At 73.2% G+C, this 23,113-nt stretch carries 19 protein-coding genes; 13 read left to right on the top strand and 6 right to left on the bottom strand.

Annotation, left to right across the window (positions count from 1 at the left end):
* The first annotated feature begins 22 nt into the window (after positions 1–22).
* Positions 23–2,125: a S9 family peptidase gene (locus VMN58_01775; protein ID HUF31920.1), complete on the top strand. Its 2,103-nt coding sequence runs from the start codon at positions 23–25 to the stop codon at positions 2,123–2,125.
* A gap of 39 nt (positions 2,126–2,164) precedes the next feature.
* On the opposite strand, the gene VMN58_01770 is transcribed toward VMN58_01775, so the two are convergent.
* The 3 genes from VMN58_01770 to VMN58_01760 form a co-directional block, all read right to left on the bottom strand.
* Positions 2,165–3,454, bottom strand: coding sequence for an acyl-CoA dehydrogenase family protein (locus tag VMN58_01770; protein ID HUF31919.1), 1,290 nt, complete (start codon positions 3,452–3,454; stop codon positions 2,165–2,167).
* A 99-nt stretch (positions 3,455–3,553) separates the two neighbouring features.
* Entirely contained in the window at positions 3,554–4,417 is an 864-nt protein-coding gene (locus VMN58_01765; GenBank protein HUF31918.1) for an LLM class F420-dependent oxidoreductase, read from the bottom strand.
* Between the two features lie 52 nt (positions 4,418–4,469).
* A complete protein-coding gene (locus VMN58_01760; GenBank protein ID HUF31917.1) occupies positions 4,470–5,249 on the bottom strand; it encodes an SDR family oxidoreductase in 780 nt (259 codons plus the stop codon).
* Positions 5,250–5,295: 46 nt separating this feature from the next.
* Between VMN58_01760 and VMN58_01755 the strand changes: the two genes are divergently transcribed.
* The 3 genes from VMN58_01755 (at position 5,296) to VMN58_01745 (ending at position 9,021) form a co-directional block, all read left to right on the top strand.
* Complete coding sequence (locus VMN58_01755; protein ID HUF31916.1) at positions 5,296–5,883, top strand: DJ-1/PfpI family protein; 588 nt, start codon at positions 5,296–5,298, stop codon at positions 5,881–5,883.
* 106 nt (positions 5,884–5,989) lie between these two features.
* Positions 5,990–7,465, top strand: coding sequence for an HNH endonuclease signature motif containing protein (locus VMN58_01750; GenBank protein HUF31915.1), 1,476 nt, complete (start codon positions 5,990–5,992; stop codon positions 7,463–7,465).
* A gap of 44 nt (positions 7,466–7,509) precedes the next feature.
* Positions 7,510–9,021: an MFS transporter gene (locus tag VMN58_01745; protein HUF31914.1), complete on the top strand. Its 1,512-nt coding sequence runs from the start codon at positions 7,510–7,512 to the stop codon at positions 9,019–9,021.
* Between the two features lie 125 nt (positions 9,022–9,146).
* Here the strand turns inward: VMN58_01745 and VMN58_01740 are convergent, their stop codons facing one another.
* From VMN58_01740 to VMN58_01730, 3 genes are all read right to left on the bottom strand, one after another.
* Positions 9,147–9,635 (bottom strand): hypothetical protein, encoded by a 489-nt coding sequence (locus tag VMN58_01740; GenBank protein ID HUF31913.1) that lies wholly within the window; start codon positions 9,633–9,635, stop codon positions 9,147–9,149.
* Between the two features lie 60 nt (positions 9,636–9,695).
* Complete coding sequence (locus VMN58_01735; protein ID HUF31912.1) at positions 9,696–10,868, bottom strand: EAL domain-containing protein; 1,173 nt, start codon at positions 10,866–10,868, stop codon at positions 9,696–9,698.
* Positions 10,869–11,109: 241 nt separating this feature from the next.
* A complete protein-coding gene (locus VMN58_01730) occupies positions 11,110–12,231 on the bottom strand; it encodes a UDP-N-acetylglucosamine 2-epimerase (GenBank protein HUF31911.1) in 1,122 nt (373 codons plus the stop codon).
* A 65-nt stretch (positions 12,232–12,296) separates the two neighbouring features.
* On the opposite strand from VMN58_01730, the gene VMN58_01725 reads away from it, so the two are divergent.
* The 9 genes from VMN58_01725 to VMN58_01685 all read left to right on the top strand — a co-directional run bounded on the left by VMN58_01725 (position 12,297) and on the right by VMN58_01685 (position 23,093).
* Positions 12,297–14,327 (top strand): S-layer homology domain-containing protein, encoded by a 2,031-nt coding sequence (locus VMN58_01725; protein ID HUF31910.1) that lies wholly within the window; start codon positions 12,297–12,299, stop codon positions 14,325–14,327.
* A gap of 102 nt (positions 14,328–14,429) precedes the next feature.
* Entirely contained in the window at positions 14,430–16,382 is a 1,953-nt protein-coding gene (locus tag VMN58_01720) for a S8 family serine peptidase (GenBank protein HUF31909.1), read from the top strand.
* 49 nt (positions 16,383–16,431) lie between these two features.
* Positions 16,432–16,683 carry a ribbon-helix-helix protein, CopG family gene (locus tag VMN58_01715; GenBank protein ID HUF31908.1) on the top strand — a complete coding sequence of 84 codons (252 nt, stop codon included), beginning with the start codon at positions 16,432–16,434 and terminating at the stop codon, positions 16,681–16,683.
* Entirely contained in the window at positions 16,680–17,117 is a 438-nt protein-coding gene (locus VMN58_01710) for a type II toxin-antitoxin system VapC family toxin (protein HUF31907.1), read from the top strand. The genes VMN58_01715 and VMN58_01710 overlap by 4 nt, the downstream gene beginning before the upstream one ends.
* A gap of 89 nt (positions 17,118–17,206) precedes the next feature.
* Positions 17,207–19,366: a hypothetical protein gene (locus VMN58_01705; GenBank protein ID HUF31906.1), complete on the top strand. Its 2,160-nt coding sequence runs from the start codon at positions 17,207–17,209 to the stop codon at positions 19,364–19,366.
* 29 nt (positions 19,367–19,395) lie between these two features.
* A complete protein-coding gene (locus VMN58_01700; protein HUF31905.1) occupies positions 19,396–20,331 on the top strand; it encodes a glycosyltransferase family 2 protein in 936 nt (311 codons plus the stop codon).
* A 10-nt stretch (positions 20,332–20,341) separates the two neighbouring features.
* Positions 20,342–21,283 carry a lysylphosphatidylglycerol synthase domain-containing protein gene (locus VMN58_01695; GenBank protein ID HUF31904.1) on the top strand — a complete coding sequence of 314 codons (942 nt, stop codon included), beginning with the start codon at positions 20,342–20,344 and terminating at the stop codon, positions 21,281–21,283.
* Positions 21,283–22,026, top strand: coding sequence for a class I SAM-dependent methyltransferase (locus tag VMN58_01690; protein ID HUF31903.1), 744 nt, complete (start codon positions 21,283–21,285; stop codon positions 22,024–22,026). Before VMN58_01695 ends, VMN58_01690 begins: the two co-directional genes overlap by 1 nt.
* Positions 22,026–23,093: a DUF354 domain-containing protein gene (locus VMN58_01685; protein HUF31902.1), complete on the top strand. Its 1,068-nt coding sequence runs from the start codon at positions 22,026–22,028 to the stop codon at positions 23,091–23,093. The genes VMN58_01690 and VMN58_01685 overlap by 1 nt, the downstream gene beginning before the upstream one ends.
* Positions 23,094–23,113 lie beyond the last annotated feature (20 nt).

The following is a 23,113-nucleotide window of genomic DNA, read 5'->3' as shown; positions in this document are numbered from 1 at the left end:
GGCCGAACCTAACGTGGGCCCCGTGACCGATCGAACCGAGCCGACCAGCCCTCCGATCGCCAGGCGGGACCCCACCGAGCGCGACCGCCACGGGGACCGCGTCGTCGACGACTACGCCTGGCTGCGGGCCAAGGACAGCCCGGAGGTGCGGGCTCACCTCGAGGCCGAGAACGCCTGGACGGCTGCCCAGACGGCGCACCTCGCCGATCTGCGCGAGCGCCTCTTCGAGGAGATCAAGGGTCGCATCCAGGAGACCGACCTGTCGGTGCCGGTGCGCAAGGGCGAGTGGTGGTACTACTCGCGAACCGAGGAGGGCCGGCAGTACCCGATCCACTGCCGCAAGGCGGCCCGGCCCGAGGACGTCGGGACCGTGCACCGGGCGCCGGGCGAGGACGTGATCGAAGAGGTCCTGCTCGACCAGAACGCCGAGGCCGGTGACGCCGAGTTCTTCTCCGTCGGCGCCTTCGACGTCAGCCCCGACGGCACCGTGCTCGCCTGGTCGAGCGACACCGACGGCGACGAGATCTACGAGATGCACTTCCGCGACCTCGTCACCGGCGACGCCCTCGTTGACGTCATCCCCGGCACCTACTACGGCACGGCCTGGGGCAACGACGGCCGCACCTTCTTCTACGTCCGGCCCGACGACGCCATGCGGCCCCACCAGCTGTGGCGTCACACGCTCGGCACGGCGGCCAGTGACGACGTGCTCGTCCACCAGGAAGACGACGAGCGGTTCTTCCTCGAGGTCGGAACCTCCAAGGACGAGCAGTTCGTCGAGATGGCCCTCGGCTCGAAGGTGACCTCCGAGTCGTGGGTGCTCGACGCCGACGACCCCACCGGGCCCTTCAGGGTCGTCGCCCCGCGGGAGCAAGGCGTCGAGTACACCATCCAACACCACGGGACGCGCTTCCTCATCGTCACCAACGCCGACGACGCCGAGGACTTCAAGCTGGTCGAGGCACCCGACGACGACCCCGGGCGGAGACGCTGGAGCGACCTCGTCCCGCACCGGCCCGGCGTCACCCTCAGCGGGATCGATGTCTTCGCCGACCACCTCGTCCTCTTCGAGCGCACCGAGGGCATCCGCCGGATCCGCATCCGCCGACTCGCCGACGGCGAGGAGCACCTGATCGACCAGCCCGAGGAGGTCTCCACGGCCGGCGGTGGCGCCAACCCCGAGTTCGACACGACCGTGCTGCGCTACGGCTACACGTCGATGGTGACGCCCACCACCGTCCACGACTACGACATGGAGACGCGGGAGCGCGCGGTCAAGAAGCGCCAGCCCGTGCTCGGTGGCTACGACCCCGACGACTACGTGACCGAGCGGGTGTGGGCCACGGCCGAGGACGGCACCAGGGTGCCCATGTCGGTCGTCCACAAGCGGGGCTTCGAGCGCGACGGCGCCTCCCCAGCGCTGCTCTACGGCTATGGCTCGTACGAGGCCAGCATGGACCCCGGCTTCTCTTCGGTCCGCCTGAGCCTGCTCGACCGGGGCTTCGTCTTCGCCATCGCCCACATCCGTGGTGGGGGCGAGATGGGGCGTCGCTGGTACCTCGACGGGAAGCTCCTCGCCAAGCGCAACACCTTCACCGACTTCATCGCGTGCGCCCGCCACCTGTGCGACGACGGCTGGACCTCGCCGGCGCGCCTGGCGGTCCGGGGCGGCAGCGCCGGCGGGCTTCTCATGGGGGCGGTGGCCAACATGGCGCCCGAGCAGGTCGGGGCGGTGGTCGCCGAGGTGCCCTTCGTCGACGCCCTCAACACCATCCTCGACCCCACCCTGCCCCTCACCGTCGAGGAGTGGGAGGAGTGGGGCAACCCGGTCGACGACCGCGACGTCTACGAGTACATGAAGTCCTACGCCCCCTACGAGAACGTGGTGCCCAAGGACTACCCGCCGATGCTCGTCACCGCTGGGCTCAACGACCCGCGGGTCTCGTACTGGGAGCCGGCCAAGTGGGTGGCCAAGCTGCGGGTGACCAAGACCGACGACAACCCGCTGCTGCTCAAGACCGAGATGGGCGCGGGCCACATGGGCCCGTCGGGCCGCTACGACGCCTGGCGGGAGGAAGCGTTCGTGTTGGCGTGGGTGCTCGACACCCTCGGCGTGGAGGGCTGAGCCGGCCCTGGCACGCGGCTGTCCTCGGGTCGTGGCCGCTCAGCGCGCGGCGGGCGACGGGGTGGCCGAGACGCCCTTGGGCTCCCGCTGGCTCATGAACCCGAACAAGTAGCCGGCGACGCGCCGCATCTGGATCTCCTCGGCCCCCTCGGTGATCCGGTAGCGGCGGTGGTGCCGGTAGATGTGCTCGAAGGGCTCGTGACGGCTGTAGCCCCGCCCCCCGAAGACCTGCATGGCCCGGTCAGCCGACTCGCAGCAGAGCCGGTTGGCCCAGTAGTTGCACATGGAGACCTTGTCGCTCACCGAGAACGGGCCGTAGGTGTCCATCTGCCACGCCGTCTTGTGGATGAGGGCACGGAGCATCTCGCACTGCGTCTGCAGCTCGACGAGGGGGAACTGGATCCCCTGGTTGGTGGCCAGCGCCTTGCCGAACGGCTTGCGCTCCTTGGCGTACTCGATGGCCCGGTCGATGCAGAACTGGGCGGCACCGAGGCTCGAGGCGGCCTGGCGGATGCGGTTCTCGTTGAAGAACAGCTGCACCACGCCGAGCCCCTTGCCCTCACCGCCGAAGATGGCGCTGTCGGGCACCCGCACGTCGGTGAGCCGGATGTGGGCGTGGTCGGTCGGCATGTTGAAGGTCCACAGGTACTCGAGGACCTCGAAGCCCTCGCTGACCGTGGGCACCAAGAAGGCGGTGATCCCCTCGCCGTCGCCGGCCTCGCCGCTCGTGCGGGCGAAGATGAGGTCGTACTGCGCCTTGTGGATGCCGGTGTTCCAGGTCTTCTCGCCGTTGATGACCCACTCGTCGCCGTCGCGCACCGCGGTCGTCTCCATGTGGGTGGCGTCGGAGCCGTGGTCGGGCTCGGTGATGCCGAAGGCGAACCCGCGACGGCCCTCGGCGAGGTCGTCGATCCACTCCGCCTTCTGCTCGTCGGTGCCGTGGGCGATCAACAACAGGAGCCCGACGTTGTTGCCGACGATCGACGACTCGTTCTGCAGGTCGTTGTGGAGGCCCAGGCCCTTGCGGGCGAGGTGCTCCCTGATCACGGCCATGCCGAGGTTGGTCCCCTCGCGGCCGCCGAACTCGGCGGGGAAGGCGTAGCGGTAGTGACCGGCCGCGTCGGCACGCCGTCGCATCTCCCCGAGCAGCTGCTCCCACTCCTCGTTGGGCAGGCCGCCGCGCTCCCAGTCGGTGCGGCTGTCCTCCCGGCGGTGGTCGAAGAAGCGGATGTTGTCGTCCTGCTCCTCGAGCGGCTTGATCTCCCGCTCGATGAAGTCGTCCAGCTCCTGCAGGTAGTCGACCAGGTCGGTCGGGATGTCGAAGTCCATCTCGGCGTTGCCCTCCCCGGTCGGGCGGCCCTCGCCCGGCCTCTGGGCCCCACCGTAGGGTCCTGCGGTCGCAGGTGCCGCCGGCCGGCCGGGGACCCGCTACGCCCCCAGGCCCAGGGCGGCGGCGACGTCGGCCAGGTGCTCGACGTGGGCGTCGGCCGTCGCCAGCCCCTGGCCCATGGTGATGACGGCGGCGTGGGTCCCGCCTACCGCCTCCCACTCGGCGATGCGCTCGGCCACGTACGACGGGCCCTTCGCGCTCGGGATCATGCGCTCGCCGCCGAAGCCATCATCGCGACCGTTGGTCGCCACCATCTCCCTGACGCGGTCCCAAGCGTCGTGCACGTCGCTCGAGGGGCCGCCGAAGATGAACCCGTCGCCCACGCGGGCGGCCCGGGCCAGCGCCGCCTGCCCCCAGCCCCCGAGCCAGATCGGCACCGGCCGCACCGGTCGGGGCACCAGCGCGGCGCGGTCGACCCGGTCGAAGCGGCCCTCGAAGTCGACGACCTCTTCGGTCCAGAGGCGCCGGAGCAGCTCGATCTGCTCCTCCTCACGGGCACCGCGGGTGTGGAAGTCCTGGCCGAGGGCTTCGTACTCCACGTGGTTCCAGCCGATCCCCACACCGAGGCGGAACCGGTCGCCGGAGAGGAGGGCGAGGTCGGCCACCTGGCGGGCCAGCAGCGCCGTCTGGCGCTGCGGCAGGATCACGACCCCGCTCACGAAGTGGAGCCGCTCGGTGATGCCCGCCAGGTGGGCGAACAGCACCAGCGGGTCGTGGAAGGGGTCGCGCTCGTTGTAGGGGCCCACCAGCGGCGGCTGGCGTCCCTCGTGGACCGCCCCGAGCACATGGTCGTAGGCCAGCAGGTGGTCGAAGCCGAGGTCCTCGACCGCACGGCCGATCCGGCGCACCGCCTCCGGGTCGCCACCGAGCTCGATCTGGGGGTACACCGCACCGATCCGCATCACGCCTGTCTACCCCGGCGCCGGATGGTCCGCCCGCGGGCGCGACCCCTCGCTACCCAGAGGCGATCCCGCCGTTGGAGCAGAGGAGCTGGCCGTTGACCCAACCTCCGTCCGGCGAGCAGAGGAACGAGACGAGGTTGGCCACGTCCGACGGCTGACCGACCCGCCCCAGCGGGGTCGCGGCGGCGACCGCTTCGAGCACGTCGCCGGTCATCCAACCCGTGTCCGTGGCCCCGGGGTTGACGACGTTGGCCGTGATCCCGAGGTCGGCGAGCTCGGTCGCGGCCGCCAGGGTGATGCGGTCGAGGGCGGCCTTGCTGGCTCCGTAGGCCAGGTTGCCGACCGTGTGGTCGCTGGTGAGGGCCACGATCCGACCGCCGCCGTGAGCGCCCCGGTACCGGCGCGCCATCTCCCGGATCAGCAGCCAGGTGGCGCGGGCGTTGACCGCCATGTGACGGTCGAAGCTCTCGATGGTCGTGGTACGGATGTCGGAGTCGACCGACTCGCAGTGGCACAGCACCAGCACCGCCACGGGACCGAGCGCCGACTCCACCTCGTCGAAGACGGCAGCGGAGGACTCGGGCCGTTCGAGGTCGGCCTCGACCGCCACCGAGGCGACACCGGTCGCGGCGATCCCAGCAGCGATCCCGGCGCCACCGTCCTCGTCGGCTCCCCATGGCATGCGCTCGTCATAGGGCCGCCACCAGGTGCTCGCCACGTCGAAGCCGTCGTCGGCCAGGCGACGGGCGACGGCCGCTCCGATGCCGGCCTCCCGGCCCACCCCCGTCACCAGCGCCACCCGCTGGCTCTCGCCGCTCGGCCTCCCCGTCACGGCGCCATCCTGCACCACCATGGGCCACCGGCGCGATGCTGCCGGCATGACGCGCATCGCCATCGCCCTGTTCCCCGACGTGGAGGAGCTCGACTGGGTCGGCCCCTGGGAGGTGCTGCGCTCATGGCAGCAGTGGTGGCCGGACGACGGCGCCGAGGTGGTGACCGTGGCCGACGACGCCGGGGTGATCACGTGCGCCAAGGGCGTGCGCTGCCTGGCCGACCACACCTGGGACGACGTCGGGCCGCTCGACGTCGTGGTGTGGCCGGGCGGCCAGGGCACCCGCGCCCAGCTCGGCGACGAGGCGATCCGGGCCCGCCTTCGCGGGCTGGCGGCGGCGGGGACGCTGATGACGAGCGTGTGCACCGGCTCGCTCGTGCTCGCCGACGCCGGGTTGCTCGACGGTCGCCCGGCCACCACCCACTGGGCCAGCCTCGACCACCTCGCGCGCCTCGGCGAGGGCATCGAGGTCCGCGCCGCCGACCGGTACGTGGACGACGGCGAGGTCGTCACCGCGGCCGGCGTGTCGGCCGGCATCGACATGGCGCTCCACCTCGTCCGCCGCCTCGCCGGCGAGGAGCGGGCCAAGGAGGTCCGCCGCTTCATCCAGTACGACCCCGAACCGCCCGTGTGATGGAGGAAAGGCCTCTGGCCTCAGCGGCGGTGCACCACCGTCCCACCTCGTTCGGCCGACCGTCCGCTGGGTTTCACTGTCATACCCCGTTCGTACACTTGTTCCCATGTCGGAGATGACGCTGAGCGAGCTGCGGGAGACGATGACCGCCTTGGCGGGCGACTTCTCCGCCGACGCGCTCACCGTCGACGCGGCGGAGCGGGTGGTGACCGACGCGGCGGCGATCAAGCACATGGCCGCCACCATCGAGGCGTTGGCCGCCGCCAAGGTCGCCGCCACCGACCGGTGGAAGACCGGCGGTGACGCCACCCCCGAGGAGTGGCTGGCCCGGCGCACCGGGGTGTCGAAGGGCCAAGCCAAAGCCGCCCTGCGCACCGCCAAGACCCTCGACGGGTTGCCCGAGGTTGCCGGTGCCGCCCGCGCCGGTGCCCTCTCCCCCACCCAGACCGCCGAGATCGCCGACGCTGCCGCCGCGGACCCGAACGCTGAGCACCGCTTGGTGGCGCTGGCCAAGGCCAACGCCAGCGTCGGGGAGCTGCGCGACGAGTGCCGCCGCACCCGCGCGGCGGCTGACCCCGACCCCGACGCCACCAACGGGCGCATCCACCGGTCGCGGTTCCTGCGCACCTTCAACGACAGCGAAGGCGCCTTCAACCTCCACCTCCGCAACACCGTGGCGGCCGGCTCCACCGTCATGGCCGCCCTGCAACCCTTCATCGACCGCGCCTTCGCCCACGCCCGCAAGGCCGGACACCGCGAAGACCCCGCCGCCTACGCCGCCGACGCCTTCACCGAGCTGTGCAACCGAACCCTCACCGGGGTCGCCCGACACCCTGCCGGGGGTGGCTCCGCCACCGCCGCTGATATCCCCGCTGCCCCTGAGGGTGCAGGCGAGCCGGGCGTGGTGCCGGGGACTGACCCGAAGCCGCCGCCCTACCTGGGCCTGCTCCGCCTCGACCTGGCCGCCCTCCAACGAGGACACGCCGAAGGCGACGAAGTCGTCGAGATCGCCGGCGTCGGACCCATCCCCGTCACCACCGCCCGCCACCTCCTCGGCGACGCCGTGCTCAAGCTCGTCATCACCAACGGCGTCGACGTCGTCAACGTCACCCACCTCGGACGCGGACCCACCGTCGCCCAAAAGACCGCCCTGCTCTGGAGCTCACCCACCTGCACCGTGCACGGCTGCAATCGAGCCCGGCGCCTCCAAAAGGACCACCGCACCCCCTGGGCCACCGAGCAGGTCACCGAGCTCCACAACCTCGACCACCTCTGCAGCCACCACCACGCCCTCAAGACCAACCACCACTGGGCCCTCACCACCGGCACCGGCAAACGACCCATGGTCCCACCCGACCACCCCGACCACCCCGACCGCGCCGGTCGCGCCGACTCCACCGGTGACCGCCGAGGGACAAGACCGCCCCACGATCCCACCGACCCCGCGGCCTCCCGCCCCACCACCGGGGCCAACCCCAGCCGCCCCGACGCCACCCGCCGCAGCGGCGACGACGACAGCGGCGGGGATAGCGAGCACGGCCAGCAACCGCTCCTCGGCCTCGAGGACACCGACGCCGCCTGAGCAGACCCGCGGACACCGCGCTCGGGCTTCGTCCACTGGCTCTGATGGAGCGCGATCATGGCGCGGTGGGCACCACCTCACGCCCGGCGCTGGCCGAGCGCCTCTTCGGGCCGCTGCCCTTCGCCCGCCAGGCGCACACCCACGCCCTGAGCACCGCCGCCGACACCTTCTTCGCGGTGTCGCTGGCCGGCTCGCTGTTCTTCAACGTCTCGGTCGACGCCGCCCGACCGTCGATCATCCTCTACCTGGCCGTCACCATGGCGCCCTTCGCGGTGGTGGCGCCGATCATCGGCCCGGTGGTCGACCGGGTGCGGGGCGGCCACCGCCTCGTCATCGCCCTCACCTGCGTGGGCCGGGCACTGGTGTGCCTGGTGCTGGCCCGCCACCTCAAGACGCTGCTGTTCTACCCCGAGGCCCTCACCGTCTTGGTGCTGGGCAAGACCTACTCGGTGGCCAAGAGCGCCCTGGTGCCCCGCCTGGTCACCGACCCCGAGGCCCTGGTGACCGCCAACTCGCGGCTCTCGCGCATCGGCACCCTCTCCGGGGCCGTCGGCGGCGGCGTGGCGGTGTCGCTGCTGTCGGTCACCAGCGGGGCGTGGACGCTGCGGGCCGCCGCCGTCGTCTACCTGGCGGCCACCGTCCTCGCCTCGCGCATCCCCCGCCCCGAACCGGCCGGCCCCGTCGCCCACAGCCTCGAGCACCACGAGCTGCACGCCCCCCGGGTGGTGCTGGCCTCGATGGCCATGTCGGTGCTGCGCCTGGCCATCGGCTTCTTCACGTTCCTGCTGGCCTTCGCCCTCAAGCAGGAGGGCGAGCCGGCCTGGGTGTTCGGCGCCGTGCTCGCCGTCGGCGGCGCCGGCGGGCTGCTCGGCACCTTCGTGGCGCCACCGCTGCGACGGCGACTCAGCGAGGAGCACATGCTCGCCCTCGCCCTGGTCGTGCCCGCCGCCCTCTCGGTGGTGGCCGCGCTGAGCTTCGCTCGCCTGGAGATCATGGTGGCCGCACTGGCCATCGGCGCCGGGGCCAACGTGGGCCGCCAGGCCTTCGACAGCCTCCTCCAGCACCACGCCCCCGACGCCGACCGCGGGCGGGCCTTCGCCAGCTTCGAGACCCGCTTCCAGCTGGCCTGGGTGCTCGGGGCCATGGGACCGGTGGTCTTCCTGCCCTCGCCGTGGCTGGGGATGCTCGCCCTGACCGCCATCCTCCTCGTCGGGGCCGGCGCGCTGGTCGCAGGCCTGCGGGCTGCGGCCAGCCGCGGCGAGCCGCCCCACGTGCGCGACCTGCTCGCCGTCACCGACGAGGCGCCCGTGGCCATCCACCTCCTCCTCACCGCCGAAGGCCTGGCCGGCGAAGGGTTCCACGACCAGGCCATCCTCGTGGCCGGAGCCGCCGCCGACGCCTGCCCCGACGGCGGTGCCGATCACGCCCCGGCCCGCCACGACCTCACCGATCTGCGCCGCCGGGCCGTGGTCGACAGCGCCGACATGGACGAGGGCGACTCGGGCCTCGCCATCGCCCTCGCCGCCCAAGTGATCGCCCACGCCCGCTCCAACTAGGGGGCCTCGGCCGAAGGCCGAGACCGCTCAACGGCGCGCGAGCGGGTGGCGCCGACGGAAGGGGCCCGCCCCCGGAGCCTGCGGAGGGGGTGGGAAGGGCTCCCGTCGGTGACAGGACCCGTGAGCTAGCTCTGGTTGACTCGCCACTCCCGGCCGACTCGGCGCAGGGCGTAGCGGACCCGCTCCTCCTCGCCCTCTTTGAAGTAGCGGCGCACGTCGACGTCGACGCGCAAGTGGCCGTCGGGCACGGTGCCGAGGGCCAGCAGGGCGGTGCCCTCGCGCACGGGCTGGCCGGGGTCGTCGACCAGCACCGCGGCGCGTCGCTGGTCGATGAAGTCCACCGTCACCTGGCCCTCCACCCACTGGACCACGCCGGCCTGGACCTCGAGGGGGATGGAGCGGTCGGGGTCGGAGGGCTCGACGTACACCGTCCGGGACTCGGGATTGCGGCCCTCCTCCAGCTCGATGGTCTCGGCCACGTGGAGGACGATGGCGGCATACACCGCCGCCTCGCGCGCCGGGCCGGTGGGCACGGCCTCGCCACCGGCGTCGTCACCACCGCAGGCCGGCGCGAGCAGCGCCGTCAGCAGGGACGCGAGCAGGAAGCGGCGCACGGCCCGGAACGGTACCGCCCCGACCGGCCCAGGCGACGGCTCGACCAGCGCGAGCCGGACCTACGGGATGGGGTGCACGGCCCGGAGCGGCATCGCCCCGACCGGTCCCGGCGACGGCTCGACCGGCACGAGCCGAAACTCCGGGACGCGGATGACCTCGGCGAGTGACAGGATGCGGTCGAGCTCGGACACCCCGCGGGGGCGGGCGTAGTAGAAGCCCTGGGCCTGGTGGCAGCCGAGGACGCGGAGCGTGTCGGCCTCGGCCTCGGTCTCGATGCCCTCGGCCACCGTGATGGCCCCGAGGCCCGAGGCGAGGGCGATGATGCCCGCCAGCAGGGCGGTGGAGCGGTCCTCCACGGTGGAGACGAAGCTGCGGTCGATCTTGAGCACGTCGACGGGGAAGCGGTGCAGGTAGGCCAGCGACGACTGGCCGGTGCCGAAGTCGTCGAGGGCGATGAGGACCCCCAGCTGGGAGATCGCGGCGATCCGCTCCGCGGCCACGTCGATGTCCTCCACCAGGGCCGACTCGGTGACCTCCACGTGGAGGGCGTGGCCGGGCAGGCCCGCCACCTCCAGGCAGGCGGCGATCTGCTCGACGATGTCGGGCTCGGCCAACTGGCGGGCCGAGAGGTTCACCGACACCGAGAACGGTGAGTCCTCGGGCAGCCGCGACCGCCACATCGCCGCCTGGCGCACCGACTGGCGGAGCACGTAGAGGCCGAGCGGCACGATCATCCCCGAGCGCTCGGCATCGGGGATGAACTCGCCGGGCGAGATCGGCCCACGATCGGGGTGGTCCCAGCGCACCAGCGCCTCGGCGCCGTCGAGGCGGCCGGTGCCCATGTCGAAGATCGGCTGGTAGACGACGCGCAGCTCGCGCTGCTCGAGCGCCCGTCGCAGCTCGGCGCTCGTCGCCGCCGCCGCCAGCGACTCCCCGAGGTTGGTGAGCGACCGGGTGGAGAGGAAGGCCACGATCACGCCGATCATGACGAAGAACGCGAGGCGCATCCCCCAGTTGGTGGGGACCTGGGCCAGCCCGGCGACCACGTCGAGCGGCATCAGCGGCCCGGCCAGGATCCCGGCGGTCGCCCCCACAAGCGCCGCCCCGCGGACACCGAAGCGGGTGGCGGCCACCATCACGGGGACGTAGAAGAGGTGGACCATCGGCCCGGTGGTGCCACCGCTGGCCCAGGTGATGGTCCACGCCACGCCCAGCAGAGCGAGGATCGCCACGGTCGTCCTACTCGCCCGGGCGCCCGCCGACGACACGACCAGCTGGCCGCCCCGCCGTCCTGCCCCTTGCACCAGTCGCGCCGTCACCTGCGCTCCTCAACTCCGACGATGGGCGGCGCCCTGGCTCGACGCAGCCGTGCTCCCCGGTAGTCTCGTCGTCACCCTCGTCCGACTTGAGCGATTTATCCCGGGGCGTGGTGAGGGGCCCCTTTGCCGGATGAGGTGAACCCGGCCGGGCGCCTCAGGACGGGGGGTTGGCCAGCTCCTCGAGCAGGACCTCGACGATCTCCGCCGCGGGGCTGGCGTCGAGCGGCACCGGCTTGCGGCGCAGGCGCTCGGGGTCGGCGAGGAAGTCGCGCACCACGTCGTCGTCGTAGCGCGAGAGCACCACGTTGGCGCCGAGGCCGTCGGGGCGCTCGGTCCGGTAGCGCCACAACAGGGTGGGCACGCCGAGGAGGGCGCACTCCTCCTGGATGGAGCCGCCGTCGGTGATCACGAACGGGGCACGGGCCACTGCGGCGATGAAGTCGGCGTGGCTCGACAGCGGCCGCAGGTCGACGCCGAGGGCGGTGAGGCGCTCGACGGCGCGGGTCCGCTCGATGACCTCGCGGGTCGGGCCGTGGACGACGAAGCGCACGTCGTGGCGGGTGGCCAGGTTGGACACCAGCTCGACGAACGAGCCCACGCTGCGCTTGGAGTGGAGGTTCTCGACCCGGTGCATGGTGACCACCACCGGGCCGTCGCCGGCCTCCCCCATCCCCGGCGGCATGCCCGACGGGAAGACGTGGTCGAAGGTGGAGCGCAGGGCGTCGACCGAGGTGTTGCCGCTCACCGGGACGACCCGGCCCTTGACGCCCATCGACTCGAGGTTGTGCACCGCGGTGGCGTCGGGGGCGAAGAGCAGGTGGGCCAGGCGCATCACCACGATGCGGATGGCCTCCTCGGGGAACGGGTGGAACACGTTGTGCGAGCGCAGGCCGGCCTCGAGGTGCGCCACCCGCAGACCCGCCCGCCGGGCCATGGCGGCCGAGAGCAGGGTCGAGGGGGTGTCGCCGTGGACCACGCAGATGCCGCCGTCGCCGCCGAAGACGTCGCGGCGCAGCCGGCGGGCCGACGGCAGGCGGGCGGCCAGGGTCCCCGACCAGCGCAGGAACTGGGGGATGGAGTCGATGTCGTCCTCGCCGCCGAGGAAGTGGTCGGGCGAGCGCAGGCCCAGGTCGCCGCGCATGCCCACGCTGATGCGGGCGTGCTGGCCAGAGTCGATCAGGCGGTAGTCGACCCCGCGGTCGTCGAGCAGGCGGAGCACCGGCGCCGTCTTGATGTACTGGGCCTTGGTCCCGAGGAAGATGTGCAGGCGGTCCACCGCCCACCAGGATGCCAGCCGCCGGCGACGGCCCGGGCACCGAACGGTCGCCTAGCCTCCCATCGGTGCGAGGCGTGACGGCGGCGATCACTGCGACCCTGGTCCTGACCTCCGTCGCCCTGCCGGCGAGCGCCGAGGACGAGGCGGTCCCCCGCACCACCACCGAGGCGTGCGAGGTGGCCGGCACCTCCTCGTTCGCAGACCGCCCCGACGGCGCCACTGGTGAGGCCGTCGACTGCGTCGCCTTCTACGGCATCACCCGGGGCGCCACCAACAGCCACTACGCCCCCGAGCTCACCGTCATCCGCGGGCAGATGGCCTCGTTCCTGGTGCGGTCGATGCGCGTGGGCGGTGCCGCCGTGCCCGAGCCCCGGTCGCCGTACGGCTTCGACGACATCGCCAGCAGCGTCCACGCCGACGCCATCGATCAGCTCGGCCAGACCGGCGTCACCACCGGCACCGGCCCCCGCACCTTCCACCCCGACCTCGAGGTGACGCGCGAGCAGATGGCCTCGTTCGTGGCCCGCGCCATCGAGGTGATCGCCGCCGCTCCCCTGCCCGAGCCCGCCGGACCGGCATTCGACGACGTCAGCGGCACCCACGCCCGCCGGATCGACCAGCTCGCCGAGCTCGGGGTGGTGGTGGGCGTCGCCCCCCACCGCTACGCCCCCGGCGCGCTCGTCACCCGCGGCCAGATGGCTCTGTTCCTCGCCCGAGCCCTCGACGCCCTCACCGAGGACATGGCGGTCGACCTGGCGCGCACCGGCGTGACGGCCACGCTGGCCAGCCCCGAGCTGATGGGCGTCGAGCGGGCCCAGCCCACCGAGGACGGACGGCCCCGCCTGGTCTATGCCTTCGACCAGGAGGTGAGCCCCACGCTCGTGAGCAGCCGGTTCCGGGCCTACACCTTCGCCGCCGAGCAGGTCCGGGCCGAGGAGGTGGCCCGGGGCATCACCGACCGCCGGCAGGTGGTCGCCACCTTCGCCGCCGCCGACACCGAGGCCATCCGCCTCGCCACCACCGCCACCGTCGCCCGCAACGCCGTCCAGGACGAGGTCGGCCACCTCGGGCCCGAGGGCAGCGCCGGCATCGGCGCCCTCACCCTCGTCTCGGGCACCACCACCGCCCCCGACCTCGCCGCTGTGGTCGGGGTGGTCGAGGGCAGCGCCGACTTCGTGTTCGACCAGGCGGCCACCTCGCTGCGCGCCGACCGCTACCGGGTGATCCTCGACGACGGCCGCGTCGTCATCGGGACCTTGGTGAGCGGCAGTGGCACCGCTGTGCACCGGGTGACGCTCGCCCTCACCGCCGAGGACGCGGCCGAGGTCAAGCGCGGCTACGTGCAGACCCTGGCGGTCGAGGCGGCCGGCGGCGGCGACACGAACCCCCAGCAGGCGGCCCCGGCGGTCGGGGCAGGGCACACCATGGGGCCCGACCTCGTCACCGTCGCCATCGACGAGGGGCGCGACGTGGTGCGCTTCACCTTCGACGAGGCGATCGTGGTGCCGTCTTCGACCGAGCCCGAAGCGGCATGGCGGGTCTACGCCCTCGACGGCAGCGAGGTGCGCTCGGCCGAGGCCCAGCCGGTCGCGGGTGACAACCGGGCCGCCGACGTCACCTTCCCCGAGGGCTCGATCGACCACCTCACCCAGGGCGCCTCGGTCGAGCCGGGCGTGGTGTGGTCGGCCGCCCGCCCCGAGCTCACCAACCAGGTCGACGAGCTCGGCCGCACCGCCCACTTCGCCAGCGGGCAGACCGCGGCGCCCACGCTCGTGCGGGTGGGCCGGGTGCAGCGGCCGGTGGGCGACGGGGCCAGCGAGCGGCTCCTCGTCTACCGCTTCGACCGGCCGGTGGTGCTCCTCGCCGAGGCGGTGCTCACCGTCGACGACGCCGACGCCGTGCCCCACGTCCTGGCCGGCTGCACGGTGGCCGGCGGCACCCCCCACCAGGTGATCTGCGCCGCGAACAGCGCCACCGACCCGGTCGCCTACGCCGCCATGGGCACCGCTCGCCGGGGCGCCATCGCCGCCGGCTCGGTGACGGGCATCGGCAACCAGGCCGCCTACCGCAACCACGAGTCGAGCCTGCCCCTGTAGGCGGGGGCGGGAGGTGTGCCGGGTTCGACCGGTTGCGCCTACGTTGTCCCGAGCAGCCCGGTATACCTCAAGCGCGGAGCCCCATCCGTCGATGACAACAAGGTGACACGGCGGAAGAACCTATCGGTGCTGGTGGCGGTCCTCGTCGCCGTCACCCTCCTCACCACGGCCCCCGCGGGGGCCGCAAGCGCGTCAGGCTCCGACCGCGACCCTGTGGTGGTCCGCTTCGCCGCCGGGACGCCCGCCGCCGAGCGCAGCCAGGCACTCGTGGCCCGAGGCCTCGAGGTGGTCGACACCGCCCCCGGCACCGACTTCGTCCTGGCCCGGCCGACGACCTCGCGGCGTCCCGCGGCCGGCGGCGCGGTGGCAGAGATCAGCCCCACCGTGGCCGTGCAGGCCCACACCACGCCCAACGACCCGCTCTACTCGAGCCAGTGGCACCTCCCCATGGTGCAGTCGACCGAGGCGTGGACGGCGCAGCCGGCGGCCGGCAAGGGCGTGGTCGTGGCCGTGATCGACAGCGGCGCGGCCTCCCACACCCGCGGTGTGCACACCGCCGCCCCCGACCTGGCCGACACCACGTTCGTGGCCGGCTGGGACTTCGTCGAGGACGACGCCACCCCCGACGACAGCAACGGCCACGGCACCCACGTGACCGGGACCCTCGCCCAGTCGACCGACAACGGGGTCGGCGTCGCCGGCCTGTCCCACAAGGCGACGATCATGCCCATCCGGGTGCTCGACGCCAACGGCTCGGGGTCCGACTGGAACGTGGCCAAGGCCATCCGCTTCGCCGCCGACAACGGCGCCAAGGTGGCCAACCTCAGCCTCGGTGGCCCCACCGGCTCCACCGTGGTGGCCGACGCCGTCACCTACGCCAGCGGCATGGGCGTGGTCATCGTCGCCTCCACCGGCAACGAGGGCGTCTCGAGCGTCTCCTACCCCGCCGCCTTCCCCGAGGTCATCGCCGTCGGCGCCGTCCGCTACGACAAGACCCGCCCCACGTACTCCAACTACGGCGAAGAGATCGACCTCGTGGGGCCCGGCGGCGACCTCTCGGTCGACCAGAACAAGGACCGGAACCCCGACGGCGTCCTCCAGCAGACCCTCCAGGGCGGGGAGATCGGCAAGTTCTGCTACTGCTTCATGGCCGGCACCTCGATGGCCGTCCCCCACGTGTCGGCTGCCGCCGCCATGATCGTCGCCGGCGGGACCACCGACCCCGCCGCCGTGCGCCGAGCCCTCGTCGGCAGCGCCGAGGACCTCGGCCCCGCCGGGTGGGACCCGCAGTACGGCGCCGGCCTCCTCCAGACCGCCGACGCCCTCAGCTTCGCCGCCGCCGCGCTCGCCGCGCCGGAGCCCAAGCCCGAGCCGGCGCCCGAGCCTGCCGCCACCGAGCCCGAGCCCACGCTCGACTACGAGCCCGGCGTCACCGCCCGCGCGATCGACGACTCCTGCCCCGAGGGCTGGGTCGTCGAGGGCGGCTTCACCGACGTGCCGAGCAGCGACGTGCACAGCTTCCCCATCGACTGCGTCGCCACCTGGGGCATCGCCAAGGGCATCACCGCCACCACCTTCGACCCGAGCGGCACCGTGAGCCGGGCCCAGATGGCCTCCTTCGTCGCCCGGACCATCGAAGAGGCCGGCCACGCCCTGCCGGCGGACCCGCCCGACGCGTTCAGCGACGACGGCACGTCGGTCCACCACCTCCGGATCAACCAGCTCGCCGCCGTCGGCGTGGTGAAGGGCTCCGGCGACGGCCGCTACTGGCCCGAGGCCACCGTGAGCCGTGCCGCCATGGCCACCTTCCTCGTCCGGGCCCACGACCTCATCGTCGACCAGCCCATGGTCGCCACCGGCAACTGGTTCACCGACGACGACGGCCACACCCACGAGGCGAACATCAACAAGGCCGCCTCGGCCGGCATCGCCGCCGGCACCGGCGACGGGAAGTTCAGCCCCGACGCCACCGTGCGCCGCAACCAGATGGCCAGCTTCATCGCCCGCACCCTCGACCTCCTCATCGAGACCGGCGCCACCACCGCCCCCTCGTAAGGGTGGCGCGTCGGGCTGGCGCTCGACATGCTCCTGCTACTGTATGAGCATGTCGATGACCCGACGGCTGCAGATCCTGGTGGACGACGAGCGCTACGCCCGACTCGAGGCGGAGGCGGAGCGCCGGGGCTCGTCGGTGGCCGCCGTGGTGCGCCAGGCCATCGATGTGTCGCTGAGCGACGAGGTCACCCTGCGACGCCTGGCCGCCGATCGCCTGCTCGACGCTGCGCCCGCGCCCGTCGGCGAGTGGGACGAAGTCAAGGGCCAGCTCGGCGCCGACCTCGACGCACGCTACGGATGAGGCGCTTCCTCTACGACACCGCCGTCTTCGTCTACGCCCTCGGCACCGGCCACCGGTACCGAGCGCCCTGCCGCCGGCTCGTCCGACTGGCCGGCGATGGGCTCCTCGTCGGGGACGCGAGTGTCGAGCTGGTGCAGGAGCTGGCCCACGTACGGTCCCGGCGCGGTGGCGACCGACGCCAGGCCATGGCCGATGCGCACGCGGCAGCCGACCTGTGCCGGCTCCACGCCGTCGAGGTCGCCGACGTGCGCCTGGCCCTGAGCCTGGTCGCCGCCGACGACCGCCTCGACGTCCGAGACGGCATCCACGCCGCCACCGCCCTGAACCGGGGGATCGACACCATCGTCTCCCCCGACCGCGCCTTCGACGCCGTGGTGGGGCTCGAACGCATCGACCCCGCCGACGCCGAGTCGGTCCTGCTCGCCGGCTCCTGAGCCGACCCGCTGCTTCGACCTCGTCAGGCGAGGGAGTGAGCCTCGGTGGCGTGGGCGTCGGGCCCACAGGTGGCAGGCTGCTGACGCCCATGAGCGCTGCCGACGCCACCCCGACGGGGACGACCGACCGGCCCGACCAACCCGCCCGGCGGAGCGAGCGGGAGGCGGCCTCTCTGACGCTCGGCGAGATCGTCGTCGGCCTCGCCATCGTGGTCGTCGCCGTGGTGGCCGAGGTCTCGCTCGTGCTCGCCCACGCCCGCGTGTGGACCCTCGTGGGCACGGCGCTCGGTGCCACCGCCCTGCTCGGCGTGGTGGTGCTCGTGGCCCTGCGCTCCCGGGCGCGACCGGTGGTGCGCACCGACCCCGCGCAGCTCGGGGTGCTCGGCGCGCTGGTGGTGGCCGGCGGGCTGCTCCTCTTCCCCGGCTTCCCCGTGGCCATGGCCGGCTGGGACCCCGGCGTCTACGTGGCCCACGGCCTCGCCATCCCCCGCACCGGGTCGTTCGACGTGCCCGACCCCGCCCTGGCCGCCGGCGCCGACCTCCCCGGGACGGTGAACGACGAGCGGGTGCGCTTCCCCGGCCTGGCCGCCAGCACCCTCGACGAGGGCCGCAGCATCCCGGGCTTCTACCACCTGCACGCCGCACTGCTGGCGCCGCCGGGCGACGTCGCCGGGCCCGGTGGGGTGGTCAACGTCAACCCCGTCCTCGGCGTGCTGGTCGCCCTGGCCACCTGCCTGGTGGCGTGGCGCGCCTTCGGGCCGGTGGCCGGCACCCTCGCCGGCGTGGTGGCGACGGTCAACATGATCGGTGTCTGGCACGCCCGCTACCCCACCAGCGAGGTGCTCACCCAGCTGCTGCTCGTCGGGGCGGTGCTGGGCGTGGTCGTCGCCGCCCAGGCGCGCTGGCGACCCGCCGCCGGCCTGGCGGGGGTGCTCACCGGGCTGGTGTTCGTGGCCCGGGCCGACGGCATGGTGATGGTTGGCCTCGCCGTGGTCGCCCTGTCGCTGCTGGCGATCGCCGGCCGGTTCGACCGCCGGGCCACCTGGTATGCCGCCGGCCTGGCGCTGGTCATGCCCCACGCCCTGCTCCAGGCGTACCGATTCGCCGGCCACTACACCGCCGGCCAGGGCCTGCCCGACCTGCCCACCCTCATCGGCGCGCTCGCGCTCCCCATCGCCACCGCGGCCGTGGTGACCGTCGCCCGCCGTCTGGCCACCACCCCGGCCCGAGATGTGCGCGCTGGACGTCCGGAGCCGACGCCTGGCGCACACAACCCGGGAGCGAGGTCTGCCCTGGTGGGCGCCGCGGTGCGCTCGATCGACCGGGTGGTGGGCTGGGCCGGCACCCGACGAGGACGGCTGGCGCTCGGAGGCGGCACCGTGGCGCTGACCGCGCTGGTCCTCGCCTACAACGCCGCTCGCCCGCTCCTCGGCCCCGACGCGCTGGCGCCCGGGACCAACCTCAACGCCGCCGGCGACTTCTACGCCCGGCGGTCGCTGGAGCGCCTGGCGATGTTCCTCACCTGGCCGGGGATCGCCCTCGCCCTGGTGGGCGTGGCCGTCACCGCCCTGCGTCCGTGGCGGCTGAGCCGGTGGGTGGCGGTGGGGCCCGCCCTGCTCCTGCTGCCGCTGTACCTGCAGAACCCCCGCATCGCCACCCGCTTGATCTGGTGGACTCGCCGCTTCCTCCCCTACAACCTCACCGGCCTGACCATCCTCATCGCCGTCGCCCTGGCCGCCGGCCTGGTCTACCGGGGACGGGGCGCCCTCCCCCTGCGGGCCGCCAGCGCCGTGGCGACCGTGGCCCTCGTCGGGTCGATGCTCGCCATGTCGCTGCCCCTGCGCGACCACCACGAGCTGGCGGGCTCGCTCACCACCATCGACGAAGTCGTCGCCCTCGACCCCGACGGTGAGGCCCTCTTCCTGTGGTCGATGGCCGAGGGGCCGGCGGCGGGCTCGGCCAACGCCTTCGCCTCCCCCGTGCTCTACCGGACGGGCGCGGCGGTGACCCGCCTGCCGGCCGGCGCCACCCCCGCCGACGTCGGGGTCTGGCAGGAGGCGCTGCCCGGGAGGACCACCTTCCTCGTCGCCGACGGCGACGCCCTCCCCGGCCCGCTCGCCGGCCTCGACGCCGAAGAGGTGCTGCGCGTCCGGCGCAGCCTGCCGCTGTGGGAGCTCACCTACGACGAGCGTCCGTCGCGCGCCGCCGCCCTTCCCTTCCACTTCACCGTCTGGCGCCTCGGCCCCTGACGGCCCGCGGGTCTACGCTGAGCCCACCCATGAGCGCCGCCGAGACCACCGCCGCCGAGCCCACTGCCCACGACGAGCTCGACGTCACCGTCGTGCTGCCGGTCTACAACGAGAAGGGCCACCTTCGCGACGAGGTCGCCCGCATCCGGGCCGCCCTCGACGCCTCGCCCTACTCCTACGAGATCGTGGTGGTCGACGACGGCTCCGACGACGGCAGCTCCGAGCAGCTCCTCGAGCTCGAGGGGATCCGCCTCATCCGCTTCGCCCAGAACCGGGGCTCGGGCTCGGCCCGCAAGGCCGGCACCCGGGCCGCCCGCGGCCGGGTGGTGGTGTGGACCGACGCCGACATGACCTACCCCAACGACGAGATCCCCCGGATCGTCAAGGAGCTCGAGGGCTACGACCAGGTGGTGGGCGCCCGCACCTCCGAGCAGGGCACCGCCAAGGTCTTCCGCATCCCGGCCAAGTGGCTGATCCGCAAGCTGGCGTCGTTCCTGGCCGAGACCAAGATCCCCGACCTCAACTCGGGCCTGCGGGCCTTCCGGGCCGACGTGGCCCGCCAGTACCTCCACCTGCTGCCGCCCGGGTTCAGCTGCGTCACCACCATCACCATGGCGTTCCTGGCCAACGGCTACTCGGTGAAGTACGTCGACATCGACTACGCCCCCCGGGCCGGCAAGAGCAAGTTCCACTGGTGGAAGGACACCAAGCGCTACGTCACCCAGGTGATCCGCCTGATCCTGTCGTACAACCCGCTGAAGATCTTCCTGCCCATCGGCCTCGCCCTGGCCGCCTTCGGGATCGGGAAGCTCGGCTTCGACTTCGTCACCAAGGACTTCCGAGTCGCCACCAACACGCTGGTGATCCTCTTCGCCGCCTTCCAGGTGCTCGCCATCGGGCTGCTCGCCGACCTGGTGGTGCGCCTGGACAAGCCGGTCGACGAGGTCGAGCCGGCGTCGCTGTAGGCGACACCCGGTGTCTCGGCTGAGCCGACTGGGCGAGCGCGGCACCGCCCGCTCGCCACGGGCGCAGCGCCTCCTCCTCGGCGCGGCGCTGGCGGTCTTCGTCGTGAGCGGGGTGCTCGCCATCCGAGCCCTCGACGGCATCCCCCTCGCCGACGACTGGTACCTCTGGCTGCTCGTCGCCGCCGGCCTCTCGCTGGTGACCTTCGGGGTCAACGCCGCCGAGTTCGCGGTGTCGGCACTGTTCCTCGGCGTGCGCCCCGGCGTGGCCGATTCGTTGCGCGTCAGCATCCTTGCCAGTGCCGCCAACGTGATGCCCATCCCTGGTGCCGCCCTGGTGCGCACCCAGGCCCTCAAGCGCCTCGGCCTCGGCTACCGGCAGGCCCTCTCGGCCACCGCGGTGATCGGCCTCGCCTGGGTCGCCACCGGCGCCCTGGTCGCCGGTGCCCTGCTCGTTCCCTCAGCGCAGGCGCTGGTCGGCGGCCTGGCACTCGCCGCCGGCGTCGTCGGCTGGGGGGTCGCCGTCATCCTGCTGCTGCGCCAGGTGGGCACCGCCGGCACCCGCAGGGCCCTCCCCCGGGTGGCGGCCGTGGAGATGGCCTCGGTGGCCGTCGGGATCGCTCGCACCTGGGTGGTCCTGCGCGCCCTCGGCTTCGACGCCGGCCTGGCCGAGGCGGCCGCCCTCCTCGGCGCCGCCATCGTCGCCAGCGCCGCGGGCATCTTCCCCGGCGGCATCGGGATCCGGGAAGTGCTCAGCGCCGCCGTAGGCGCCGTCGTCGGCCTCCCGGCCGCGGCCGGCGCCCTGATGGCAGCGGTCGACCGCATCGTCGGCTACGCCGTGCTCGCCCTCTGCAGCGCTGTCGTGCTGGCCACCACCGGGCGCCCGGACACCGGCGACGCCGGCGACGCCGACCCTGGCGTGCCCGGCCCAGGCCCAGGTGCGAAGATCCCCTGATGGACGGCCCCTCCCACGACGACGGCACCCGCCGTCCCCACCACGACGTCGAGGCCGGCCTTCGCCTCGAGAAGTCGCGCAAGATCGTGATGATGCTCGGCCGCCGCCTCGATCTCCTCGGCGCCGACCTGCTCGAGGTGGGCACCGGTTCGGGGTACATGGCGGGCGCCTTCGCCGACGCCGTGGGGCCCGAAGGCCGGGTTCGCTCCGTCGATGCCAACGACGTGCGCGAGTCCACCGCCGGCTACGAGTTCACCAAGGTCGACGGCACCACCCTCCCCTTCGACGACGCCGCCTTCGACGCCGCGGTCTCCAACCACGTGCTCGAGCACGTGGGCACCGTCGATGACCAGGCCCACCACCTCGCCGAGATCCGCCGGGTGCTGCGACCCGGCGGGGTCGCCTACGTGGCGGTGCCCAACCGGTGGAGGGTGATCGAGCCTCACCTCCACCTCCCGCTGCTGTCGTGGCTGCCCTCGGCGCTGGCCGACCGCTACGTGCGCGCCACCCGCAAGGGCGAGTGGTACGACGTGGTGCCGCCCAGCGGGGCCACGATGCGGCGCCTGCTCGACGGCTCGGGCCTCGACTGGGAGGACGCCACCATCGAGGCCATGCGCCTGATGGCTGAGGTGGAGACGGCAGGCCCCGTGGCCCGGCGGCTGCTCACCGCCCCCGAGCGTGCGCTGCGGGCCGTGCCCGTGCTGCCCTCGCTCATCTACGTGGCCCACCGGCCGGCCGCCTGATGGACCGCCCCATGCGGGTGCTGTTCGACATCGCTCACCCTGCCCACGTCCACTTCTACCGCCACCTGCGAGCCCAGCTCGAGGACGAGGGCCACGAGACGCGGGTGATCGCCCGGGAGAAGGACGTCACCTGCGCCCTGCTCGAGCGCTTCGAGATCCCCCACCGCATCGTCGGGCGAGCCGGCTCCGGCCGCCTCCACCAGGCCCGGGAGCTCGTCACCAGGGTGACGGCGCTGGTGCGCGAAGGCAGGGAGATGGACGCCGACGTCGTCCTCACCCGAAACCCCAGCGGCGTGCAGGCCGCGACCATCTTGCGCATCCCCGGGGTGTTCGACACCGATGACGGCCCCGCCGTGGGCATCCACTGGAAGACCGCCGCCCCCTTCGCCGACATCATCACCACCCCCGACTGCCTGCCGCCCCTCGGGCCCAAGCAGCGCACCTATCCCGGCTACAAGGCGCTCGCCTACCTGCACCCCGACCACTTCACGCCCGACCCCGCGGTGCTCGACGAGCTGGGGGTGGCGCCGGGCGAACCCTTCTCCATCGTGCGGATCGTGGCTCTCCACGCCTCCCACGACCGCCAGATCACCGGTCTCGCCCCCGGCGACCGCGACCGGATCATCAAGGAGCTGCGGTCCCGGGGCAAGGTCTTCATCTCCATGGAGGGTGGACTCCCGCCCGGGCTCGACGATCTGCGCCTGCCCGTGGGACCGCACCGGCTCCACGACGCCCTCGCCTTCGCCCAGCTCTGCGTCGGCGACTCCCAGACCATGACGGCCGAGGCGGCACTGCTCGGCACGCCTGCCCTCTACCTCAGCGCCTTCCACGGCCGGGTCCCCTACCTCGTCGACCTCGAGGCGCGCTACGGCCTGGTCGAGTCGTTCGCCCCGACGGAGGCCGACGCCCTCATCGAACGCACCATCACCCTGGCCGACGACGCCGGCGCCAGGGACCGGTGGACCGAGCGCCGGGCCGCCGTGCTCGGCGACAAGGTCGACGTCTCGACGTGGTACCGCGAGCTGCTCGACGAGGTCGTCGGAGCCCGGATGGCCGCCCGCTCCTGATCCTCGGGCGAGGCGCCGGC

The organism is Acidimicrobiales bacterium (genome assembly GCA_035512495.1).
GTDB lineage: Bacteria > Actinomycetota > Acidimicrobiia > Acidimicrobiales > CADCSY01 > DATKDW01.
The sequence above is the reverse complement of the archived record's forward strand: the minus strand, read 5'-3'. Positions and strand labels throughout refer to the sequence as shown.